This is a genomic window from Microbacterium sp. K27 (assembly GCF_004794435.1).
Taxonomy (GTDB): Bacteria; Actinomycetota; Actinomycetes; order Actinomycetales; family Microbacteriaceae; genus Microbacterium; species Microbacterium maritypicum_A.
The window spans coordinates 1-17,759 of the sequence record NZ_SSDK01000020.1 but is presented as its reverse complement, the minus strand read 5'-3'; the positions used below and the strand labels follow the sequence as shown (position 1 = coordinate 17,759).

At 69.0% G+C, this 17,759-nt stretch carries 18 protein-coding genes; 6 read left to right on the top strand and 12 right to left on the bottom strand.

Going from position 1 to position 17,759, the window contains the following annotated elements; all coding sequences use genetic code 11:
* Positions 1 to 118: 118 nt before the first annotated feature.
* The 5 genes from DW307_RS00605 to DW307_RS00585 form a co-directional block, all read right to left on the bottom strand.
* Complete coding sequence (locus DW307_RS00605; RefSeq protein ID WP_136023651.1) at positions 119 to 1,114, bottom strand: LacI family DNA-binding transcriptional regulator; 996 nt, start codon at positions 1,112 to 1,114, stop codon at positions 119 to 121.
* A gap of 139 nt (positions 1,115 to 1,253) precedes the next feature.
* A complete protein-coding gene (locus DW307_RS00600; protein WP_205810300.1) occupies positions 1,254 to 2,684 on the bottom strand; it encodes a GH1 family beta-glucosidase in 1,431 nt (476 codons plus the stop codon).
* Positions 2,685 to 2,689: 5 nt separating this feature from the next.
* Positions 2,690 to 3,580, bottom strand: coding sequence for a carbohydrate ABC transporter permease (locus DW307_RS00595; protein WP_136023649.1), 891 nt, complete (start codon positions 3,578 to 3,580; stop codon positions 2,690 to 2,692).
* Positions 3,577 to 4,665 carry a carbohydrate ABC transporter permease gene (locus DW307_RS00590; protein ID WP_136023648.1) on the bottom strand — a complete coding sequence of 363 codons (1,089 nt, stop codon included), beginning with the start codon at positions 4,663 to 4,665 and terminating at the stop codon, positions 3,577 to 3,579. The genes DW307_RS00595 and DW307_RS00590 overlap by 4 nt, the downstream gene beginning before the upstream one ends.
* A gap of 98 nt (positions 4,666 to 4,763) precedes the next feature.
* Entirely contained in the window at positions 4,764 to 6,074 is a 1,311-nt protein-coding gene (locus DW307_RS00585) for an ABC transporter substrate-binding protein (RefSeq protein ID WP_029266855.1), read from the bottom strand.
* A 135-nt stretch (positions 6,075 to 6,209) separates the two neighbouring features.
* On the opposite strand from DW307_RS00585, the gene DW307_RS00580 reads away from it, so the two are divergent.
* From DW307_RS00580 to purQ, 3 genes are all read left to right on the top strand, one after another.
* The gene (locus tag DW307_RS00580) at positions 6,210 to 6,743 is read left to right on the top strand and encodes an adenine phosphoribosyltransferase (RefSeq protein WP_021199238.1); all 534 of its coding nucleotides are present in this window, start codon (positions 6,210 to 6,212) and stop codon (positions 6,741 to 6,743) included.
* A gap of 228 nt (positions 6,744 to 6,971) precedes the next feature.
* A complete protein-coding gene (gene purS, locus DW307_RS00575) occupies positions 6,972 to 7,220 on the top strand; it encodes a phosphoribosylformylglycinamidine synthase subunit PurS (RefSeq protein WP_017204254.1) in 249 nt (82 codons plus the stop codon).
* Positions 7,217 to 7,924, top strand: coding sequence for a phosphoribosylformylglycinamidine synthase subunit PurQ (gene purQ / locus DW307_RS00570; protein WP_029266853.1), 708 nt, complete (start codon positions 7,217 to 7,219; stop codon positions 7,922 to 7,924). The genes purS and purQ overlap by 4 nt, the downstream gene beginning before the upstream one ends.
* Positions 7,925 to 7,975: 51 nt before the next feature.
* Here the strand turns inward: purQ and DW307_RS00565 are convergent, their stop codons facing one another.
* Together DW307_RS00565 and DW307_RS00560 are read right to left on the bottom strand one after the other, a co-directional pair.
* The gene (locus DW307_RS00565; protein ID WP_136023647.1) at positions 7,976 to 9,241 is read right to left on the bottom strand and encodes a hypothetical protein; all 1,266 of its coding nucleotides are present in this window, start codon (positions 9,239 to 9,241) and stop codon (positions 7,976 to 7,978) included.
* Positions 9,242 to 9,430: 189 nt separating this feature from the next.
* Positions 9,431 to 9,859: a DUF1761 domain-containing protein gene (locus DW307_RS00560; RefSeq protein ID WP_021199241.1), complete on the bottom strand. Its 429-nt coding sequence runs from the start codon at positions 9,857 to 9,859 to the stop codon at positions 9,431 to 9,433.
* 227 nt (positions 9,860 to 10,086) lie between these two features.
* Here DW307_RS00560 and DW307_RS00555 point away from each other — a divergent pair, with 227 nt between their 5' ends.
* A complete protein-coding gene (locus tag DW307_RS00555; protein WP_136023646.1) occupies positions 10,087 to 11,757 on the top strand; it encodes a glycoside hydrolase family 13 protein in 1,671 nt (556 codons plus the stop codon).
* Between the two features lie 86 nt (positions 11,758 to 11,843).
* The gene (locus DW307_RS00550) at positions 11,844 to 12,851 is read left to right on the top strand and encodes a LacI family DNA-binding transcriptional regulator (protein WP_021199243.1); all 1,008 of its coding nucleotides are present in this window, start codon (positions 11,844 to 11,846) and stop codon (positions 12,849 to 12,851) included.
* Here the strand turns inward: DW307_RS00550 and DW307_RS00545 are convergent.
* Positions 12,848 to 14,494 (bottom strand): FAD-dependent oxidoreductase, encoded by a 1,647-nt coding sequence (locus DW307_RS00545; RefSeq protein WP_136023645.1) that lies wholly within the window; start codon positions 14,492 to 14,494, stop codon positions 12,848 to 12,850. The two genes, DW307_RS00550 and DW307_RS00545, sit on opposite strands and share 4 nt — an antisense overlap.
* A gap of 257 nt (positions 14,495 to 14,751) precedes the next feature.
* Between DW307_RS00545 and DW307_RS00540 the strand changes: the two genes are divergently transcribed.
* Complete coding sequence (locus DW307_RS00540) at positions 14,752 to 15,039, top strand: metal-sensitive transcriptional regulator (protein ID WP_136023644.1); 288 nt, start codon at positions 14,752 to 14,754, stop codon at positions 15,037 to 15,039.
* Between the two features lie 13 nt (positions 15,040 to 15,052).
* On the opposite strand, the gene DW307_RS00535 is transcribed toward DW307_RS00540, so the two are convergent.
* The 4 genes from DW307_RS00535 to DW307_RS00520 all read right to left on the bottom strand — a co-directional run.
* Positions 15,053 to 15,682 (bottom strand): superoxide dismutase, encoded by a 630-nt coding sequence (locus DW307_RS00535; protein WP_029258808.1) that lies wholly within the window; start codon positions 15,680 to 15,682, stop codon positions 15,053 to 15,055.
* 12 nt (positions 15,683 to 15,694) lie between these two features.
* Positions 15,695 to 16,204, bottom strand: a complete 510-nt coding sequence (locus tag DW307_RS00530) for a flavin reductase family protein (protein ID WP_136023643.1) — start codon at positions 16,202 to 16,204, stop codon at positions 15,695 to 15,697.
* The gene (locus tag DW307_RS00525; RefSeq protein WP_136023642.1) at positions 16,201 to 17,559 is read right to left on the bottom strand and encodes an FAD-dependent oxidoreductase; all 1,359 of its coding nucleotides are present in this window, start codon (positions 17,557 to 17,559) and stop codon (positions 16,201 to 16,203) included. Before DW307_RS00525 ends, DW307_RS00530 begins: the two co-directional genes overlap by 4 nt.
* The coding region (locus tag DW307_RS00520) for a 4Fe-4S dicluster domain-containing protein (protein WP_168440960.1) at positions 17,556 to 17,759 on the bottom strand (204 nt) is incomplete at its 5' end. The genes DW307_RS00525 and DW307_RS00520, both read right to left, overlap by 4 nt.

Genomic DNA, 17,759 nt, shown 5'->3' with positions numbered 1-17,759 from the left:
CTCAAGACCCACGGCTGTGGGCCTGGCCCGGAGGGGGCGCCAGGGCCACAGCCGTGTTCATCCCCTCCGCGGACGCTCGCGCACCCCGACGCGGTTCGTCAGGACCGGACGTGGTTGGTCAGGCCGAGGCCCGGATCACCAGCTCGGTCGGCAGGATCGTCGTGGTCGGCGGGTCCTCCCCCGCGAGCCGCGACAACAGGATCCGGGCCATGGCCTCACCCTGCGCGTACATCGGCTGGCGCATCGTGGTCAGCTGCGGATCGGTCGTGAGCGCGACCGAGGAGTCGTCGAAGCCGACCAGCGCGATGTCCTCCGGCACACGCACACCCGCCGAGCGGAGGGCGGTCAGGGCGCCACGGGCCATCAGGTCGCTCGCGACGAAGATCGCATCCGGACGCCCGCCGTCGAGCAGACGCCTGGCGGCCTCCGCACCGCTCGCCTCGCTGTAGTCGCCCTCCTCCTCGGCGTACGGGGCGAGGCCGGCATCCGCCAGAGCGGCGCGGAACCCCTGCACACGATCTTCCGAGGCGACCATCGTGAGCGGACCGGAGATCGTCGCGATGCGTGTGCGGCCGATGTCGATCAGGCGGCGGGTGGCGTGCTTCGCTCCGGCCACGTTGTCGACGTCGACGACGTAGTCCCCGTCGTGACGGCGCACGGGGCGGCCGCCGAACACGACCGGCACGGCATCCGCGATCCGATCGATGAAGGCGTCGCTCGTGTGGTGCGAGACGATCAGCGCACCGTCCACGCCGCCGTTGCGCACGAAGCTGGTCATCTTGTCGCCGGGGTCATCGCTCGCGATGAGCAGGTTGAGCAGGTAGTCCGATCCGCCGAGCGCCCCGGTGATGCCCGCGACGATGGCTGCGAAGAACGGGTCGCCGAAGAAACGCGTGGTGTCTTCGGGGACGATCAGCGCGATGGCGTGGGTCTGGCGTGATGCCAGGGAGCGCGCGGCCCGATTGGGCACGTAGTTCAGCTCGTCGATCGCCGCGCGCACCGCGGCGAGGGCCTCCGGGCTCACGGCCGTCGACCCGTTCACGACCCTCGACACTGTCGACCGGGAGACACCGGCGGCGGATGCCACCTCTTCGATGGTCGCTCGGGGCGACATCAGCGTACGCACTCTTCCATCGCCCTATTCTCACCGGTTCACGCGTGCGACGACGACCGCCCCGCTTCGAGTCGCGCAAATGGTCGCTTCTCGGCCGCAGATACGGCCATTCGCGCGACTCGAGGGGCGGTCAGCGGGGTCAGAGCGCCCGGGCCGCGATGATGCGGGCGTACTCCCGACCCGAGTCCTTGAGCGTGCGCTCCTGGGTGTCGTAGTCGACGCGTACGATGCCGAACCGCTTGTCGTATCCCCACGCCCATTCGAAGTTGTCGAACAGCGACCAGTAGAAGTAGCCGCGCACATCGACACCCGCCTCGGCGGCATCGAGCACCGCGCCCAGGTGCAGGCGAAGGAACTCGGTGCGCTCGGCGTCGTGCACGCGCGTCTCGCCGTCTTCGACCGCCACGGCATCGTCGTAGGCCGCCCCGTTCTCGGTCATGTAGAGCACGGTGCCCGCGGGCTCGGCGTACTCGTTCCAGATCCGCTGCAGCACACGGGTGAGACCCTCGGGCTGCACCTCCCAGTTCTGCGCGGTGCGGGGCAACCCCCGCTCGACCGCGTGGATGCCGTCGCTCGACGGGTAGGGGCTGCGCCGCACGCGCCCGGTCTCGGGCTCCGCGGAGACCGGCCCCTCAGCCGGAGCAGTGCCCGATACGAGGTCGCCGTGGTAGTAGTTCACCCCCTGCGTGTCGATGTGCTGCGAGATCAGCTGGAGGTCGCCGTCCTGCACGGCCGCCTCGAACTGCGCGACCGCGTCGGCATCGACCGCGCGGATGTCTTCGACGATGTCGGCGGGGTAGCTGCCGCAGTAGATCGGGTCGAGGAACCAGCGGTTGAACTGTCCGTCCACGCGACGAGCCGCATCGACATCGGCCGGATTCTGCGGGTCTGCGGGGTCGGCGACCGTGTGGTTCAGGGTGATGCCGAGGTTGAGCGAGGCGTCGCGTCTGCGGAACTCCTGCACGGTCGTGCCGTGTGCGAGAAGCAGGTGGTGCGAGGCGAGCAGCCCCTCCGCGATGCTGGTGTGCCCGGGCGCATGCTCGCCGGCAGTGTACGAGAGGAACGACGAGCACCACGGCTCATTCAACGTGGTCCACACGTTCACCCGGTCGCCGAGCGCGTCGTGCATGGTGCCGGCGTACTCCAGGAAGCGATCGACCGTGTCGCGGTTCGTCCAGCCACCGGCCTCCTGCAGGGCCTGCGGCATGTCCCAGTGGTACAGCGTCAACCAGGGCAGGATGTCGGCGGCGAGCAGCTCGTCGACCAGGCGCTCGTAGAAGTCCACTCCCGCCGCGTTGACGGCTCCACCGTCCGGACGCACCCGTGACCACGAGGTCGAGAAGCGGTACGTCTGCAGCCCGAGCTGCGTCATGAGCGCGACGTCCTGCGGGTAGCGGTGGTAATGATCGCAGGCGACGTCGCCGTTCTCGGCCCCGATCACCGCGCCCGGCTCGCGCGAGAACGCGTCCCAGATCGAGGCCGTGCGCCCGTCCTCGAACGCCGCCCCCTCGATCTGGTACGCCGCGGTCGCGGCGCCGAACAGGAAGTTCTCGGGGAAGGAGCGGGTCATAGGGGTCATCCTTTCACCGCGCCAGCCATGATGCCACTGACCAGCTGCCGACCGGCGACCACGAAGAGCACGAGCAGCGGGAGGGTCGCGAGCACCGCGCCGGCGAGCACGATCGAGTAGTCGATGTAGTAGCCCGACTGCAGCTGGCTGAGCGCCGTCTGCAGGGTCGGGTTCTGCGGGGAGAGCACGATCAGCGGCCACAGGTAGTCGGTCCACGCCGTCATGAAGGTGAAGAGTCCGAGGATAGCCATGGCGGGGCGGGCTGCGGGGAGTCCGACGGTCAGGAAGGTGCGGAACTGGTTGGCGCCGTCCATACGGGCGGCCTCGATCAGCTCGTCCGGGATCACATCGACCAGGTACTGCCGCATGAAGAAGACGCCGAACGCGGTGACGAGTGTCGGCACGATGACCGCACCGATCGAACCGGTCCAGCCGAGTTCGCGCATCAGCATGAACAGGGGGATGATGCCCAGCTGCGTCGGGATCGCCATCGTCGCGATCACGAAGATCATCAGCCCGTCGCGGCCCTGGAACCGGAGCTTGGCGAAGGCGTAGCCCGCGAGCGTGGAGAAGGTGACGACCGAGAGCGTGATGATGCCGGAGATGAGGAACGAGTTGCCCAGCGCCAGCCAGAACGGGATCGCGTCGAAGACCTTGGCCGCGTTCGTGAAGAAGTTGCCCCCGGGGATCAGCGGCAGCGTCTCACCGCGGGTGGCGTTCGTGCCGCTCGCGACGACGACCGACCACCACAGCGGATACACGCTGCCGATGATGAACGCGGCCAGGAGCCCGTATGTGAGGAAGCCGGGGCGGCTGCCGATCCCGGCGGTGCCGGATGATGCACTCCGGCGACGGCGGATCTTCTCGGGGACGCTCAGCGCCTGCGTGGCGGTCATCGCGCGTTCTCCTCGGTCGTGGCGGCGATCGTCGTTCCAGCAGCCGCCGCGGTCGCGGCCGCGTCGGTGGTGTGCGCGCGGCGGCGGGCCGCACGATTCTTCGGGCCGTCTCCGGTGGAGATCCGTCGGGAGATGAGGAAGTTGATCACGCCGATCCCGACGATCAGCAGGAACAGCAGGATGGCGACGGCCGATGCCTCTCCGAGGTTGCGACGGAAGAACGCCAGTTCCCAGAGGAACAGCACGGTGGTCTGGAACTGCCGGTCGCTGCCGCCGATGCCGCCGGCGGTCGACACGTCGAACAGGCGCGGCTCGGCGAAGATCTGCAGCCCGCCGATCGTCGCCGTGATGATGACGAAGATCAGGGTGGGACGGATCGTGGGGATGGTGATCGAGAAGAAGCGGCGCGCGGCGCCGGCCCCGTCGAGGGCCGCCGACTCGTAGAGGTCACGCGGCACGGCCTGCATCGCGGCCAGCAGGATGAGGGCGTTGTACCCCGTCCAGCGGAAGTTCACCATGACGGCGATCGCGATGTGCGACAGCGCGGTGTTGTGCTTCCACTCCTGGTCCGCGATGCCGATGAGGTTGAGCAGGTTGTTGGCCAGACCGTCGGCCTCGTTGAAGATGCTCGAGAAGATGATGGCGACCGCGACCGGGGTGACCACGAACGGGATCAGCACGCTCATGCGCCAGAACGTCGGGGCGCGCAGGCCCCGGTCGAGGAGGTAGGCGATCACGAGGGCCACGGCCAGCTGCGGGATCGCGGAGAGCAGGAAGATGCTCAGGGTGTTGCCGATCGAGTTCCAGAACATCGCGTCGCCGAGGATCTCGACGAAGTTGCCGACCCCGACGAACTCGCCTTCGCCCTTGAGCAGGTCCCACTCGTGCACCGCCACCCAGACCGTGTAGAGCAGCGGGAACAGGCCGACCAGCCCGAACAGCAGGAAGAACGGCGAGATGTAGAAGTACGGCGAGGCGTTCTGGTCGAACCGTGAGACACGGTGGCGCCAGGAGCGTTTCGGTGCGGCATCCTTCGCGGGGGATGCCGCGCGCTGCTGTTCCGCGGGCGGGGCGGTGAGTGTCATGGGGTGTCCTTGTCCCGGGGTTCCGAGGAGTTCCGGTCGCAGTTCCTGCCGCCGGCCGCGGGGTGGCGACGGCGGGAACTGCGACCGGAAGGGGGATGTCAGCCGACGAGGTCGTTCAGCAGACCGATGGCCTGGTCCCAGGCGCCCTGGGTGTCGGTGTCGCCGCGGTCGAGGCTGCTGAGCGCCGGACCGAAGACGTTCTCCTGGATCACCGAGTCATCGGCACCCTTGAACTGGGCGACGACGCCCTTGGCACGCTCGGCGAGGATCGCCCCGGTCGGCGCGTCGTTGAAGAACGCGTTCGGCGTCGCATCCGCGGCGAGCGTCTCCTGCGCCTTGATCGTCGAGGGGAAGTTGCCCGCGGCGGCGGACTGCTTGACCTGCTGCTCGGGCTGCGTCAGCCAGTCGGCCAGCTCGGCGGCCGCCTTCTTGTGCTGCGAGGTCTCGGGGATCGACAGGAACGCGCCGCCCCAGTTCGCCGCTCCTCCAGGGAACACGTCGGCGAAGTCCCATCCTGTCGACGCGTCGCCGCCACCGGCTTCGACCTGACCCTGCACGACACCGAGCATCCAGCCCGGGCACACGAAGGTCGCGAAGGTGCCGTCGACGAACGACTTGCCGCCGTTCCAGTCCCACGCGGTCTGCGCGGCGGACTGGCCGCCCTCGGTCGCGGCGCCCAGCAGCTCGAAGCGCTCCTTGAGCTCGGCGTTGTCTTCGACGTTCAGCTCGCCGTCGGTCGTGTAGTAGCCCTCGTCGAGCTGGTTCACCATGGCGTTCCAGACGAAGCCGGAGTGGTCGTACCAGGCCTTGCCGGTCTTCGCGGTGTAGTCGGCGCCCACCTGGAAGTAGTTCTCCCAGTCGCCGTTGAGGAGCTCGGCCACCGACTCGCGGTCGCTCGGGAGCCCGGCCGCCTCGAATGCGGCGCCGTTGTAGCAGATGCCGCTCGGGCCGATGTCGGTGCCGTAGCCGATGACGCGGCCTTCGGCGTCGGTCGCCTGGCCGTACTTCCAGTCGACCCAGTCGTCCTTGCGGTCCTCGATGCCGTAGTCGCGCAGGTCGACGAAGGTGTCGGAGACGTCCATGATCGCGCCGAGCCAGCCCTCTTCGACCGCGACGATGTCGCTGAGGCCGGAGCCGGCGGCGATCTTGGTGAACGCATCGGTGCGGGCGTTGCCGCCGGTGTCGATGTTGGTCGCCTCGATCGTGACGTTCGGGTGAGCCTTCTCGTACTCCTTGTAGAGATCTTCGTAGCCGAAGGTGCCGAACGTGGTGACGGTCAGCGTGACCTCTTCGTCAGCGCTCCCCTCCGTGGAATCGCCGGTGCTGCCGGAGCAGCCGGCGAGGGCGAGAGCGGAGACGGATGCCACGGCGGCAGTCACGAGGATCCGGTTGCGGGCACGTGTGTTCACAGTTCACTCCTTTGTGGTGGTCGTGCGGTGTGTGGTGCGTCGAGACGTTGTGGGAGCGCTCCCACGAACTGAGCAGTCACTCTATGGGAGCGCTCCCACGGTGTCAACCCAGCCGCCGCGGGGTACCCTTGGGCAGTGCCCGAAGCCACGCTCTCCCCTGCCCTCGTCCGCGCCGAAGCCCTGATCCGCAACGTGCCGGACTACCCGCAACCGGGCATCATCTTCCGCGACATCACGCCACTCCTCGCCGACGCCGAGGCCCTCCGCGTGACGACCGAGGCGATCATCGAACCCTTCGCCGGCCAGTTCGACGTGATCGCGGGCATCGAGGCGCGCGGCTTCATCCTCGCCAGCGCTGCCGCCATCGCCGCAGGCGTCGGACTCATCCCGATCCGCAAGGCCGGCAAGCTGCCGCGCCCCGCGGCATCCGTCGACTACGCCCTCGAGTACGGCACCGCCACGATCGAGATGCACGACGACCTGCCCGCCGGATCCCGCGTGCTGCTGATCGACGATGTGCTCGCCACCGGAGGGACCCTCGCGGCCGGACGCGAGCTCGTCGAGCGCCTCGGCAGCCATGTCATCGGCATCTCGGTGCTGTTCGAGATCGACGGTCTCGGCGGCCGCGAGGCGGTCGGCGACCTGCACACCGTCTTCCACTCCGCATAACCCCCACCCCCCCACTCCCTCACGCCCCCACACCCACGCACACGCACTGCTCGTCGAGCGCACGGGTACTCGGCGAGCGCACGGCATCCCCCCGCACGCGGGCCGTGCACTCGGCGAGATGTCGTGCACTCGGCACCGAGGGGGCGGAGGAGCGAGGGGGCGAGTGGGCGAGTGAGCCGGGGGCAGTAGACTGGATGCGCCCGTCCGCCCGCGACTCTTGGAGCCGTCATGCCCACCATCGTCGTCGACGTCATGCCCAAGCCCGAACTGCTCGACCCGCAGGGGAAGGCCGTCTCCGGCGCCTTCGCCCGCCTCGGCGTCGAGGGCTTCACCGACGTCCGCATCGGCAAGCGCTTCGAGCTCACCGTCGAAGGCGAGGTCACCGACGAGGTTCTCGCCGAGGCCCGGCGCATCGCCGACGAGGTGCTCTCCAACTCCGTGATCGAGGACGTCGTCGGCATCGAGGTCGCGGAGTGACCGTCCGCATCGGCGTCATCACCTTCCCCGGCTCGCTCGACGACCGCGACGCCCAGCGCGCCGTGCGCATCGCCGGCGCAGAGCCGGTCGCCCTGTGGCACGGCTCGCACGACCTCGAGGGCGTCGACGCGCTCGTCCTCCCCGGTGGCTTCAGCTACGGCGATTACCTGCGCGCCGGCGCGATCGCCGCGCTCTCGCCGATCATGAGCGAGGTCAAGGATGCCGCCGCGAAGGGAATGCCCGTGCTCGGCATCTGCAACGGCTTCCAGATGCTCGTCGAGGCGCACCTGCTGCCCGGCGGCCTGATCCGCAACAACCACCAGCACTTCGTGCGTCGCGACCAGAAGCTCACGGTCGAGAACTCCGACACCGCGTGGACCAATGCGTTCCGCACCGGCCAGGAGATCGTGATCCCACTCAAGAACGCCGACGGCGGCTACATCGCCGACGAGCAGACCCTCGACCGTATCGAGGGCGAGGGGCTCGTGGCCTTCCGCTACGCCGGAGTCAACCCGAACGGATCGCTCCGCGACATCGCCGGTCTCACCAACGAGGCGGGCAACGTGGTCGGGCTCATGCCGCACCCCGAGCACGCCACCGAGGCGGGCTTCGGCCCCGACACCGCTGTCGCCATGCGCAGCGGCATCGACGGACTCGACTTCTTCACGAGCGCCATCGCCGCGGTCGCCCGCGTCGCCGCATAACCTCAGGCCGGTCCGCCGTCAGGCCGGTCCGCCGTCAGGTCAGTCGGCAGGTCAGTCGGCAGGCAGGGTGAACGGATTGTCCCCCGCCGCCGCGAGCAGGTACCAGGCCGTCGCGCCCGTGTGCAGGCTGGCGTAGTAGAGGTCGCCGAAACCCGAGTCGAGACCGTCGTTCGAGGTCGCGACGATCCCCTTGCCGTCACCGTTCGGAGCATCGCGCTGCGCCAGACGGATGCTGCTCAGCAACGTCTCGGCCCGGTCGGCGTCTCCCGGGCCGTCGCGGAGCGTGAGGGCGAGCGCGAGGTGTCCGCTCCCCTCGAACCAGGCCTTCGACACATCGACCTCGCTGATCGAGGGGCCCGTGTACGGGCCGTCGGTGGCGATCAGGTTCGCGAGCGTCCAGTCCAGCCCGGCGCCGTAGCGCGGGTCGCCGGTGGCGAGTGAACTCCACGTCTGCGCATCCAGCGGAATGGGACGGGTGTTGATGGTCGAACCGTCGAGGCCCGTGCCGGTGTCGACGTGGCCGTCCGCACTCTGCATGGCCGCGACGAAGTCGGCGGCGACCGCTGCCCGCTCGGACCACACGGGGTCGCCGGTGAGCTGAGCCAATTGCGCGAAGAACCCCGAGACGTCGCTGTTGTGCTCGGTGGACTTCCAGGTCAGCGACGTGCCGTCCTCGAGCTGACCCCCGGTGTACCCGTACGGGGCTCGGACCATGTCGGCCGTGTTGTCCTGGATCCACTGGCCCACCCGCAGCGCCCCGTCGAGGTACCGCGAATCTCCGGTGGCGTGCGCGAGACGCGCGAGAGCCAATCCGACCCACGCCTGGTTCCCGGTGAAGCTGCCGGGGCCGGTGATCTCCACCCGCCCCTCGCGGATCCCGTGCGGTTCGTACGACGCCCGTGTGCGGCCGTCGCCGATCGGGTCGTTCTCCTGCACGAAGAGCAGGGTGTCGCCGATCGCCCGCGCGCGACGGAGGTCGTCCGGAAGCCCCCTGGCGGTGTACGCGATGATCACGAGCGCATCGTCGTAGACGAACGAGGGGGTGAAGTCCCAGCTCGGAGTGGTGAAGAATCCGCCCTCGTAGCTGCGCGGCAGACAGTGTCCGGCTCCATCGCAGAACTGGTCGACGCGCGTATCCAGGAACTCGTAGGCCAGCGCGACGGACTGCGAGGGATCCAGGCCACTCGCGCCGGATGCCTGGTCATCCGACGGGCGCATGGCGCCCCACGCGGCAGGAGCCGCGCCCACCAGCACAACTGCGGCGACGAGCGCGGCGGCGACCGCCCAGGGCGCCGGTCGGCGCGAAGATCCGGACATCGAGACCCCTCGGTCTGAACCGCGCGCGGGTCCGCAGCACGCGGGTGACCGGCAGGTCACCCAACGAGCCTCGCACCCCGCATGCGCTCGCGGAAGCGGCGAAGGTCTAGAGATGGCTCTCCGATCGGCGAGTCCTCCGAACCGACCCGGCTACCGGTTCGCCGGTCCCCCGGGAGGCGGAGCGGTACGTCAGGCGAGCGCCGGCGGCCAGACGCCGATGATGATCGCCATGACGACGACCGTGACCAGCTCGTGCGCGATGTTCAGTGTGGTGAGTCGGGTCGAGCGCCCCTCGAACGCGTCGTGCGTGATGAAACGGGCGGCCGTGAACCCCGCCCACAGCGTGACAGCGGTGACGACGGCGCCCCAGAAGTACGATCCGCCGTAGAAGTGCCACGCGATCGACGAGGCGCCGGCGAGCACCCAGGCCGTGATGAAGCTCACGATGACCGTGGTGATGATCGGCCAGGCCGCTGTGGCCGCAGGACGATCCATGTCGACGTTCGCGAGCTTCGACCAGCGCGTGCCGAACACCTTCGGGGCATACCAGACCGAGCCGACGAGCATGCTCGACGCGGTGGCCAGCAGGACCGCCCAGTAGTTGATCTCGGGAACCATGACAGCCTCCACTCATCGGATGCCTCACCCTACTCCCCGCCTGCGATCGCACCGCCGGCGACACCGGCAGGAGACCGCGACGGATGCCTGACCACGGACGCTGGACGATCATGCGAATGGCCGACCGTCATGCAAGTGGCACGGCCTCCACCGGCGGAATCCGCGGCACCGAACCGATTCGATCCCCGCTCTGGCATGAATGTAAGCGTTTGCACTAGCCTGTTCCCATGGCACAGCTTGAGCAGATCGCAGCCCCCGGTTCCGAGTGGTGGCGCAGCGCCGTCATCTACCAGATCTACCCCCGATCCTTCGCGGACGCCTCGGGTGACGGCATCGGCGACCTGCCGGGCATCACCAGCCGACTCGATGCGCTGCAGGAGCTCGGCGTCGACGCGATCTGGCTGAGCCCGTTCATGACCAGCCCGCAGCGCGACGCGGGTTACGACGTGGCCGACTACCGCGACGTCGACCCGCTGTTCGGCACGCTGGCCGACTTCGACGACATGCTCGAGGCCGCCCATGCCCGCAACATCCGCGTGGTGGTCGACCTGGTGCCGAACCACTCGTCCGACCAGCACGTCTGGTTCCAGCAGGCGTTGAAGGCCGGCCCTGGCAGCCCCGAGCGCGCGCGCTACATCTTCCGCGACGGCAAGGGCGAGAACGGCGAGCTCCCGCCGAACAACTGGGAATCCGTGTTCGGCGGCGGCATGTGGGAGCGCGTCGTCGAGGCCGACGGCACGCCGGGCCAGTGGTACCTGCACATCTTCGACGCCACCCAGCCCGACTTCGACTGGACCAACGAAGAGGTGCGCGAGGAGTTCCGCTCCATCCTGCGCTTCTGGCTCGACCGCGGTGTCGACGGGTTCCGCGTCGACGTGGCCCACGGCATGATCAAGGCCGAGGGCCTGCCCGACTACACGCCCCCGAGCGATGCCGACTCCATGGGCGGCGGCGAGTCGAACGTGCCGTACTGGGGCCAGGACGGCGTGCACGACATCTACCGCGACTGGCACAAGGTGCTCGCCGAGTACGACGGCGACCGCGCCCTGTGCGGCGAGGCCTGGATGCCGACGCTCAAGCAGACGGCCCTGTGGGTGCGTCCGGACGAGATGCACCAGACGTTCAACTTCCCGTACCTGATGACGCCGTGGAACGCGAAGGCCCTCGGCGACGTCATCCGGGAGTCGCTCGACGACTTCGGCGCGGTCGGCGCCCCGAGCACCTGGGTGCTCTCGAACCACGATGTGGTGCGCCACGCCTCGCGCCTCGCGCTGACGGCGGACAACCCCCAGGGCGAGGGCATCGGCCCGAACACCCCGAGCAAGCCCGACACCGCGATCGGCCTGGCCCGCGCCCGCGCCGCGACCACGCTGATGCTGGCACTGCCCGGTTCGTCGTACCTGTACCAGGGCGAAGAGCTCGGCCTGCCCGAGGCCATGGAGATCCCGGACGAGTACCGTCAGGACCCGACCTGGTTCCGCACGAACGGCGAGCGCTACGGTCGTGACGGATGCCGCGTGCCCCTGCCCTGGGAGGCCGAGGCTCCGGCCTTCGGATTCAACGACACCGGTCTCTCGTGGCTCCCGCAGCCCGCAGACTGGGCGGCCTACGCCCGCGACGTCGAAGAGGTCGATCCCGCATCGACGCTCGCGCTGTACAAGCGTCTGCTGGCCGCGCGCCGCGAGCACGGCTTCGGCAGCGGCTCGCTGGTCTGGGAAGACGCCGGGCCCGACGCGGTCGCCTTCCGACGTGGTGACGTGCACGTCGTCGCGAACCTCGGCACGGCGCCGATCGAGCTGCCGGCCGACGCCTTCGTGATGCTGCAGAGCCAGCCGTTCGAAGGCGCGTCGATCCCGGTCGACACCGCCGTCTGGTACGCCACAGCGACGCAGGCCTGACACGCCCTTCCGGTCGCGATTCCTGTCGCTCACGCCCGCGTGAACCGGCAGGAATCGCGACCGGAGCACTTTCGACAGAGGAACACATGGCCAGCATCGATGAGGTCGCCCGGCTCGCCGGAGTCTCCACCGCGACCGTCTCCCGCGCACTGAGCGGACGCGGTCACGTATCGGAGTCCGCGAAGGAGAGGGTGCAGGCCGCGGCGCAGTCGCTCGGCTATGTCGTCTCGTCGCGGGCGTCGAGCCTGGCCTCGGGGCGCACCCGCAACGTCGGGGTGATCGTGCCCTTCCTCGACCGGTGGTTCTTCAGCACCGTGCTCTCCGGCGTCTCCGCCGCGCTCATGCGCGAGGGCTATGACATCACGCTGTACAACATCACTGCCGACAAGGACGTACGTCGGCACGTGTTCGACACCTTCCTGCGCCGACAGCGCGTCGACGCCGTGATCGCGGTGTCGATCGAGCTCGACGAGGACGAGACGCAGTATCTGCTCGACCTCGGACTTCCTGTGATCGCGATCGGCGGTCCGAACCCGAAGCTCGACACCCTCACCGTCGACGATGTCGCGGTCGCGCAACTTGCCACCGAGCATCTGATCAGCCTGGGCCACACCGATATCGCGCACATCGGGGCGAACCCGGAGTTCGACATCGACTTCCACATCCCGACCAACCGCCGCCTGGGGTTCGAGAAGGCGCTGGCGAAGGCGGGCATCCCCCTCAACCATGCCTTCCTCGAGCCCGCCGACTTCACGGTCGAGGGCGGCTACCGGGCGGCGAAGCAGCTGCTCGGCCGCCCGGGCCCCCGCCCGACCGCCGTGTTCGCGGCCTCGGACGAGATGGCCATCGGCGCACTTCTCGCGGCCCGAGACCTGGGCTTCAGCGTTCCCGAGGAGCTGTCGATCGTCGGCATCGACGGGCATGAACTCGGCGAGTTCTTCCGCCTGACCACGGTCGATCAGTTCCCGCTCGGACAGGGCGAGCGGGCAGCCGATGCCGTGCTGGCGAAGCTCGCCACCCCCGACGCCGTGCACATCCCGTCGGCGCTGCCCTACGAGCTGAACGTGCGCGGGACCACCTCCCGCCTGCTCTAGCGTTCGACCAGGGTGGCGTCGCGCCAGGTGCGATAGCCGCCGTCGAGGTTGCGCGCGTCCACGCCTCGCTGCCGGAGGATCCGCGTGGCGATGTGCCCACGCAATCCGACCTGGCAGTGCACGATGACGGGTCCATCGGAAACCTCGTCGAGCCGTTCTCTGAGCTCGTCGAGCGGCACGTTGACGGCGCCGGGAATCGCGCCGGCAGCATGCTCGGCCGTCGAGCGCACGTCGATCAGTGTCGCTCCCCCACGCTGCTCCTCAGCGAGTTCATGCCATTGGATGGTCGGAGTCGTGCCGGAGCGGGTGTTCTCGGCGACGTAGCCGAGGATGTTGACCGCGTCCTTCGCCGAGCCGAACTGCGGGGCGTAGGCGAGTTCGAGATTCGCGAGCCCGGCGGCCGTGATGCCGGCCTGCATGGCGGTCGCCACCACATCGATCCGCTTGTCGACACCGTCTCGCCCCACCACCTGCACACCGAGGATCACGTCGGAGGCCGGGTCGGCGAGCATCTTCATGGACAGCGTCTCGGCGCCGGGGTAGTAGCCGGCGTGGGATCCGGGATGCACATGCACGACGTAGAAGTCACGTCCTGCGGCCCGGAGCTGCCGTTCACTCCAGCCCACCTTCGCTGCGTCGACCCCGAACACGCGAACGATCCCGGTGCCGAGCGCGGGGCGCGCCGTCTCCGTCCTCCCCGCGATGAGGTTGGCCACCATGCGTCCATGTCGGTTCGCGAGGCCGGCCATCGTGATGAGAGCCGTGTCGCCGCCCACGAGGTCGAACTTCTCGACGCCGTCGCCCACCGCGAACACGTCGGGGGCGTTCGTGCGGCACATCGAATCGACCGCGATGCCGCCGGTCTCACCGAGCCGGATGCCGGCACCTTCGTCGAGCGCCGTCTCCGGTACGACTCCGGAGGCATCGATCACGAGTTCGGCGGGGACGGATGCCCCATCACTCAGCGTGACCCGCCCGGATACGGCACGCACGACCTCGACACCGAGGCGCACATCGACGCCGTGCGCGCGGACCTCGGCGGTGATCGGTGCGGCCATCTCCGCATCGAGCGGGGAGAGGAGGTGGGATCCCCGCTGCACCAGCGTCACGGATGCGCCGCGAGCGACGAGGTTCTCGACCGCTTCCAGGCCCGTGTAGCCGCCGCCGACCACCACCACCGGAACGCCCGCCCGCGAGAGCGCGGCGTCGATCGCATCCGCGTCTTCGACCGTCCGCAGACTGCGCGTACGGATGCCCGAGGAGGGCTCGTTCAGACGGGGGCGCGCGCCGGTGGCGAGGATCAGCCTGTCGTAGCTCTGTGTGAAGCGGCGCCCCGAGTCGATGTCCATGACCTCGACGAGCTTCTGCGCAGTGTCGATTCGCGTGACATCGTGACGCACACGCACATCGAGTCGGAAGCGGCTGCGCAGAGATTCCGGCGTCTGCAGGAGCAGCGATTCGCGTTCCGCGATCACCCCTCCGACGTAATAGGGCAAGCCGCAGTTCGCGTACGAGACCTCGGGCCCTCGTTCGAACACCATGATCTGCGCGTGCTCGTCGAGGCGGCGCAGGCGCGCGGCGGCGGACATGCCCCCGGCGACCCCACCGACGATGACCACGGTGAGCGGTTGCACCGTGGTCATCGCCGGAACATCCGCGAGAAGAAGCCGCCCTGCGCCTGCTCCTTCGGGTGTCCGGAACACCACTGCGCGGCAGGCACCGTTCGCCGCACGGCGTCGACGTGCTGACCGCACCCCGCCCAGGTCGTCTTGCCGCAGGTCTTGCAACGGACCGCTCGGCACATTTTCATCGTCTCCTCACCGATACCCCCGTGGGTATCGGTCCCCACTATACCCCCGGGGGTATAGTGGGGAGTCCAGCCGACACCCAGGGAGCGACCATGTCATCCGCAGACGCCGACACCCAGCGCAGGATCGCCAACCGTCTCAAGCGAGCCCGAGGACAGCTCGGCGCCGTCATCGCCGCGGTCGAAGAGGGTGGCGACTGCCGGGCGGTGGTCACACAGCTCGCCGCCGTCACCTCGGCTCTCGACAAGGCGGGTTTCCAGATCATCGCCTCCGCCATGAAGGACTGCGTGACCGAGCCCGAGGCGGAGACGCAAGCGGCCACCGACACCCGTGGAGTGTCGATGGCCGAACTGGAGAAGCTGTTCCTCTCCCTCGCGTGACCGGCGACGCGGGTCAGCTCGCGACGATGAGACCCTTCGTCGCCGTGCGGGCGGCCTCGAAGCGGCGCTGCACATCGGGCCAGTTCACGAGGTTCCAGAACGCCTTGACGTAGTCGGCGCGCACGTTGAGGTAGTCGAGGTAGTAGGCGTGCTCCCAGACGTCGAGCTGCAGCAGCGGGGTGACGCCGAGCGGCGCGTTGCCCTGCTGGTCGAACAGCTGGAAGATCACGGGACGCGCGCCCACGCTGTCCCAGGCGAGCACGGCCCAACCGGATCCCTGCACACCGAGTGCGGTCGCGGTGAAGTGGGCGCGGAAGGCGTCGATCGATCCGAAGGCATCGACCAGTGCGGCCTCGAGCTCACCCTCGGGTGCTCCGCCGCCCTCGGGCGAGAGGTTCTGCCAGAACACCGAGTGGTTGATGTGGCCGCCGAGGTTGAAGGCGAGGTCCTTCTCGAGCTTGTTCACGTTCGCGAGGTCACCCGCGCTGCGGGCGGCGGCGAGCTGCTCGAGTGCGGTGTTCGCCCCCGTGACGTAGGCCTGGTGGTGCTTGGAGTGGTGCAGCTCCATGATCTTGCCCGAGATGTGCGGCTCGAGGGCCGAGTAGTCGTACGGCAGCTCGGGGAGTGTGTAGAGCGTGGTCATGACGTCTTCCTTTCAGTGGTTGTTGTCGTGTGGAAGTGCGTGGAAACGGCGATCGATGTAGACCAGAGGGCGCCCGGAGACACCAGGCAGCACCTCGATGACCTCAGCGATGACCACGGTCGACGAACCGACGGCGACCGTCTGGATCGGACGACAGCGCAGGGCCACCCTGGCCTCGGGGAGGTGCGGTTCGCCGGTCGGCAGCGTGGCCCATCCCTGCTCGGGCGTGAACCGCTCGGACCCGCTGACCGCGAAGCTCTGGGCGAGATCGGAGTGCTCGTCGTCGATGAGGTGCACCACGAAGGTGTCGGCACCGAGGATCGCTCCTGCAGAACCGGTGGCACGGGTCACCGAGAACACGATCGCCGCGGGATCGACCGCCACCGAGGCGACGCTGGACGCGGTGAGACCGACCGGCCCTTCCGGGGTGCTCGCGGTGATGATCGCGACTCCCGCCGGGTGGGTGCGGAAGGCGGCTTTGAGCGCCTCGCCGATCGGCGTGGGTACGGGTGTCGCGGTCATCGACCTGCCTCCATCATCTGCTGCTGCTTCGCATGTGCCAGCATCTCATCACGCTCGACGAGCTTCGTCCGCTCGCGACCGCGCTCCGCTCCGGCCCCGCGCTCGGCGGCGTCTATGCGCAGCCAGCCGTCGAGGTCGACCGCCTGCGAGAGATGGGCGATCGGATCGATGTCGCGCGCCTCGCGCTCGATCGCATCGAGGTCGTCGACGACGTGGCCGATCGTCTGCGCGGCATCCGACTTGGTCGACCCGATCAGCCCGACCGGGCCGCGCTTGATCCAACCGGTCGCGTACAGTCGCGGGATCGGCGCTCCGTCCGCATCGACGACGCGACCCTCGACGTGCGGCACGACGCCGAGAGCGGCGTCGAACGGCACCCCGGGAACAGGTGTCGAGCGGTAGCCCACTGCGCGATAGACGGCTCCGACGTCATAGCGCAGCAGCTCCCCCGTGCCGACCATGCGGCCCAGCTCGTCGGATGCGGTGCGTTCCATCTCGATACCGGTGACCGCGTCCGTGCCGAGCACGCGCACCGGACGCTGCCGCAGGTGCAGGTGGATGCGGCGCGAGGCGGTGCGGCTCGCGGGATCGAGGGCTGCCCATTCGGTCATGGTGCGCACGACGATACGGCGCTGCGAGAACTGCGCCACCATCCGCTCGGCGTGCTCGTCGAGGGCGAGGTCGTGCGGGTCGACGATCACATCGACGTCGTCCTGCTCGGCGAGCTCGCGCAGCTCCATGGCCGAGAAACGCACGTCGGCCGGGCCCCGACGGGCGAACAGGTGCACGTCGCGCAGCGGGCTGGCAGCGAGCTGGTCGAGCACGGCATCCGGGGTGTCGGTGTGGGTCAGCGCCGACGCATGCTTGGCGAGGATCCTCGTCACGTCGAGCGCCACATTGCCGGCGCCGAGCACCGCGACCGCCTCGGCGGCGAGCGGCCAGGTGCGCGGCGCATCGGGGTGCCCGTCGTACCAGGCGACGAAGTCGGCCGCGCCGAACGAGCCGGGCAGGTCGATGCCCGGGATGTCGAGAGCGACATCGAGGTCGGCCCCCGTGGCCACGATCACTCCGTCGTACGCGGCACGCAGCTCGTCGATCCCGATGTCCACGCCGACCTCGACGTTGCACCGCAGCCGGATGCGCGGGTTCACGAGCACCTCGTGCAGGGCATCCGTGATCTTGCGGATGCGGGGATGGTCGGGCGCGACGCCGTAGCGGACGAGACCATACGGTGCCGGGAGCTTCTCGAACAGGTCGATCGATGCGGTCGGCACCCGGTCGAGCAGGATGTCGGCCGCGTAGATGCCCGCGGGCCCCGCGCCGACGACGGCGATGCGCGGTTCGGCGTTGGTCATGCGTGTTCCCCCTGTGGTGCGAGCGCGGCGATGATCGGGTGATCGAAGGCGAGCATCCCCGTCTTCGCGGCGCCTCCCGGCGACCCGAGCTCGTCGAAGAACTCGACGTTGGCCTTGTAGTAGTCCTGCCACTCGTCGGGCAGGTCGTCTTCGTAGAAGATCGCCTCGACCGGGCACACCGGCTCGCAGGCACCGCAGTC

Bases quoted from the DNA above. Each gene is read 5' to 3' on its own strand.
- DW307_RS00605 (WP_136023651.1), bottom strand. From the start codon at position 1,114: ATGTCGCCCCGAGCGACCATCGAAGAGGTGGCATCCGCCGCCGGTGTC.
- DW307_RS00600 (WP_205810300.1), bottom strand. From the start codon at position 2,684: ATGACCCGCTCCTTCCCCGAGAACTTCCTGTTCGGCGCCGCGACCGCG.
- DW307_RS00595 (WP_136023649.1), bottom strand. From the start codon at position 3,580: ATGACCGCCACGCAGGCGCTGAGCGTCCCCGAGAAGATCCGCCGTCGC.
- DW307_RS00590 (WP_136023648.1), bottom strand. From the start codon at position 4,665: ATGACACTCACCGCCCCGCCCGCGGAACAGCAGCGCGCGGCATCCCCC.
- purS (WP_017204254.1), top strand. From the start codon at position 6,972: ATGCCCACCATCGTCGTCGACGTCATGCCCAAGCCCGAACTGCTCGAC.
- DW307_RS00565 (WP_136023647.1), bottom strand. From the start codon at position 9,241: ATGTCCGGATCTTCGCGCCGACCGGCGCCCTGGGCGGTCGCCGCCGCG.
- DW307_RS00560 (WP_021199241.1), bottom strand. From the start codon at position 9,859: ATGGTTCCCGAGATCAACTACTGGGCGGTCCTGCTGGCCACCGCGTCG.
- DW307_RS00555 (WP_136023646.1), top strand. From the start codon at position 10,087: ATGGCACAGCTTGAGCAGATCGCAGCCCCCGGTTCCGAGTGGTGGCGC.
- DW307_RS00550 (WP_021199243.1), top strand. From the start codon at position 11,844: ATGGCCAGCATCGATGAGGTCGCCCGGCTCGCCGGAGTCTCCACCGCG.
- DW307_RS00545 (WP_136023645.1), bottom strand. From the start codon at position 14,494: ATGACCACGGTGCAACCGCTCACCGTGGTCATCGTCGGTGGGGTCGCC.
- DW307_RS00540 (WP_136023644.1), top strand. From the start codon at position 14,752: ATGTCATCCGCAGACGCCGACACCCAGCGCAGGATCGCCAACCGTCTC.
- DW307_RS00535 (WP_029258808.1), bottom strand. From the start codon at position 15,682: ATGACCACGCTCTACACACTCCCCGAGCTGCCGTACGACTACTCGGCC.
- DW307_RS00530 (WP_136023643.1), bottom strand. From the start codon at position 16,204: ATGACCGCGACACCCGTACCCACGCCGATCGGCGAGGCGCTCAAAGCC.
- DW307_RS00525 (WP_136023642.1), bottom strand. From the start codon at position 17,559: ATGACCAACGCCGAACCGCGCATCGCCGTCGTCGGCGCGGGGCCCGCG.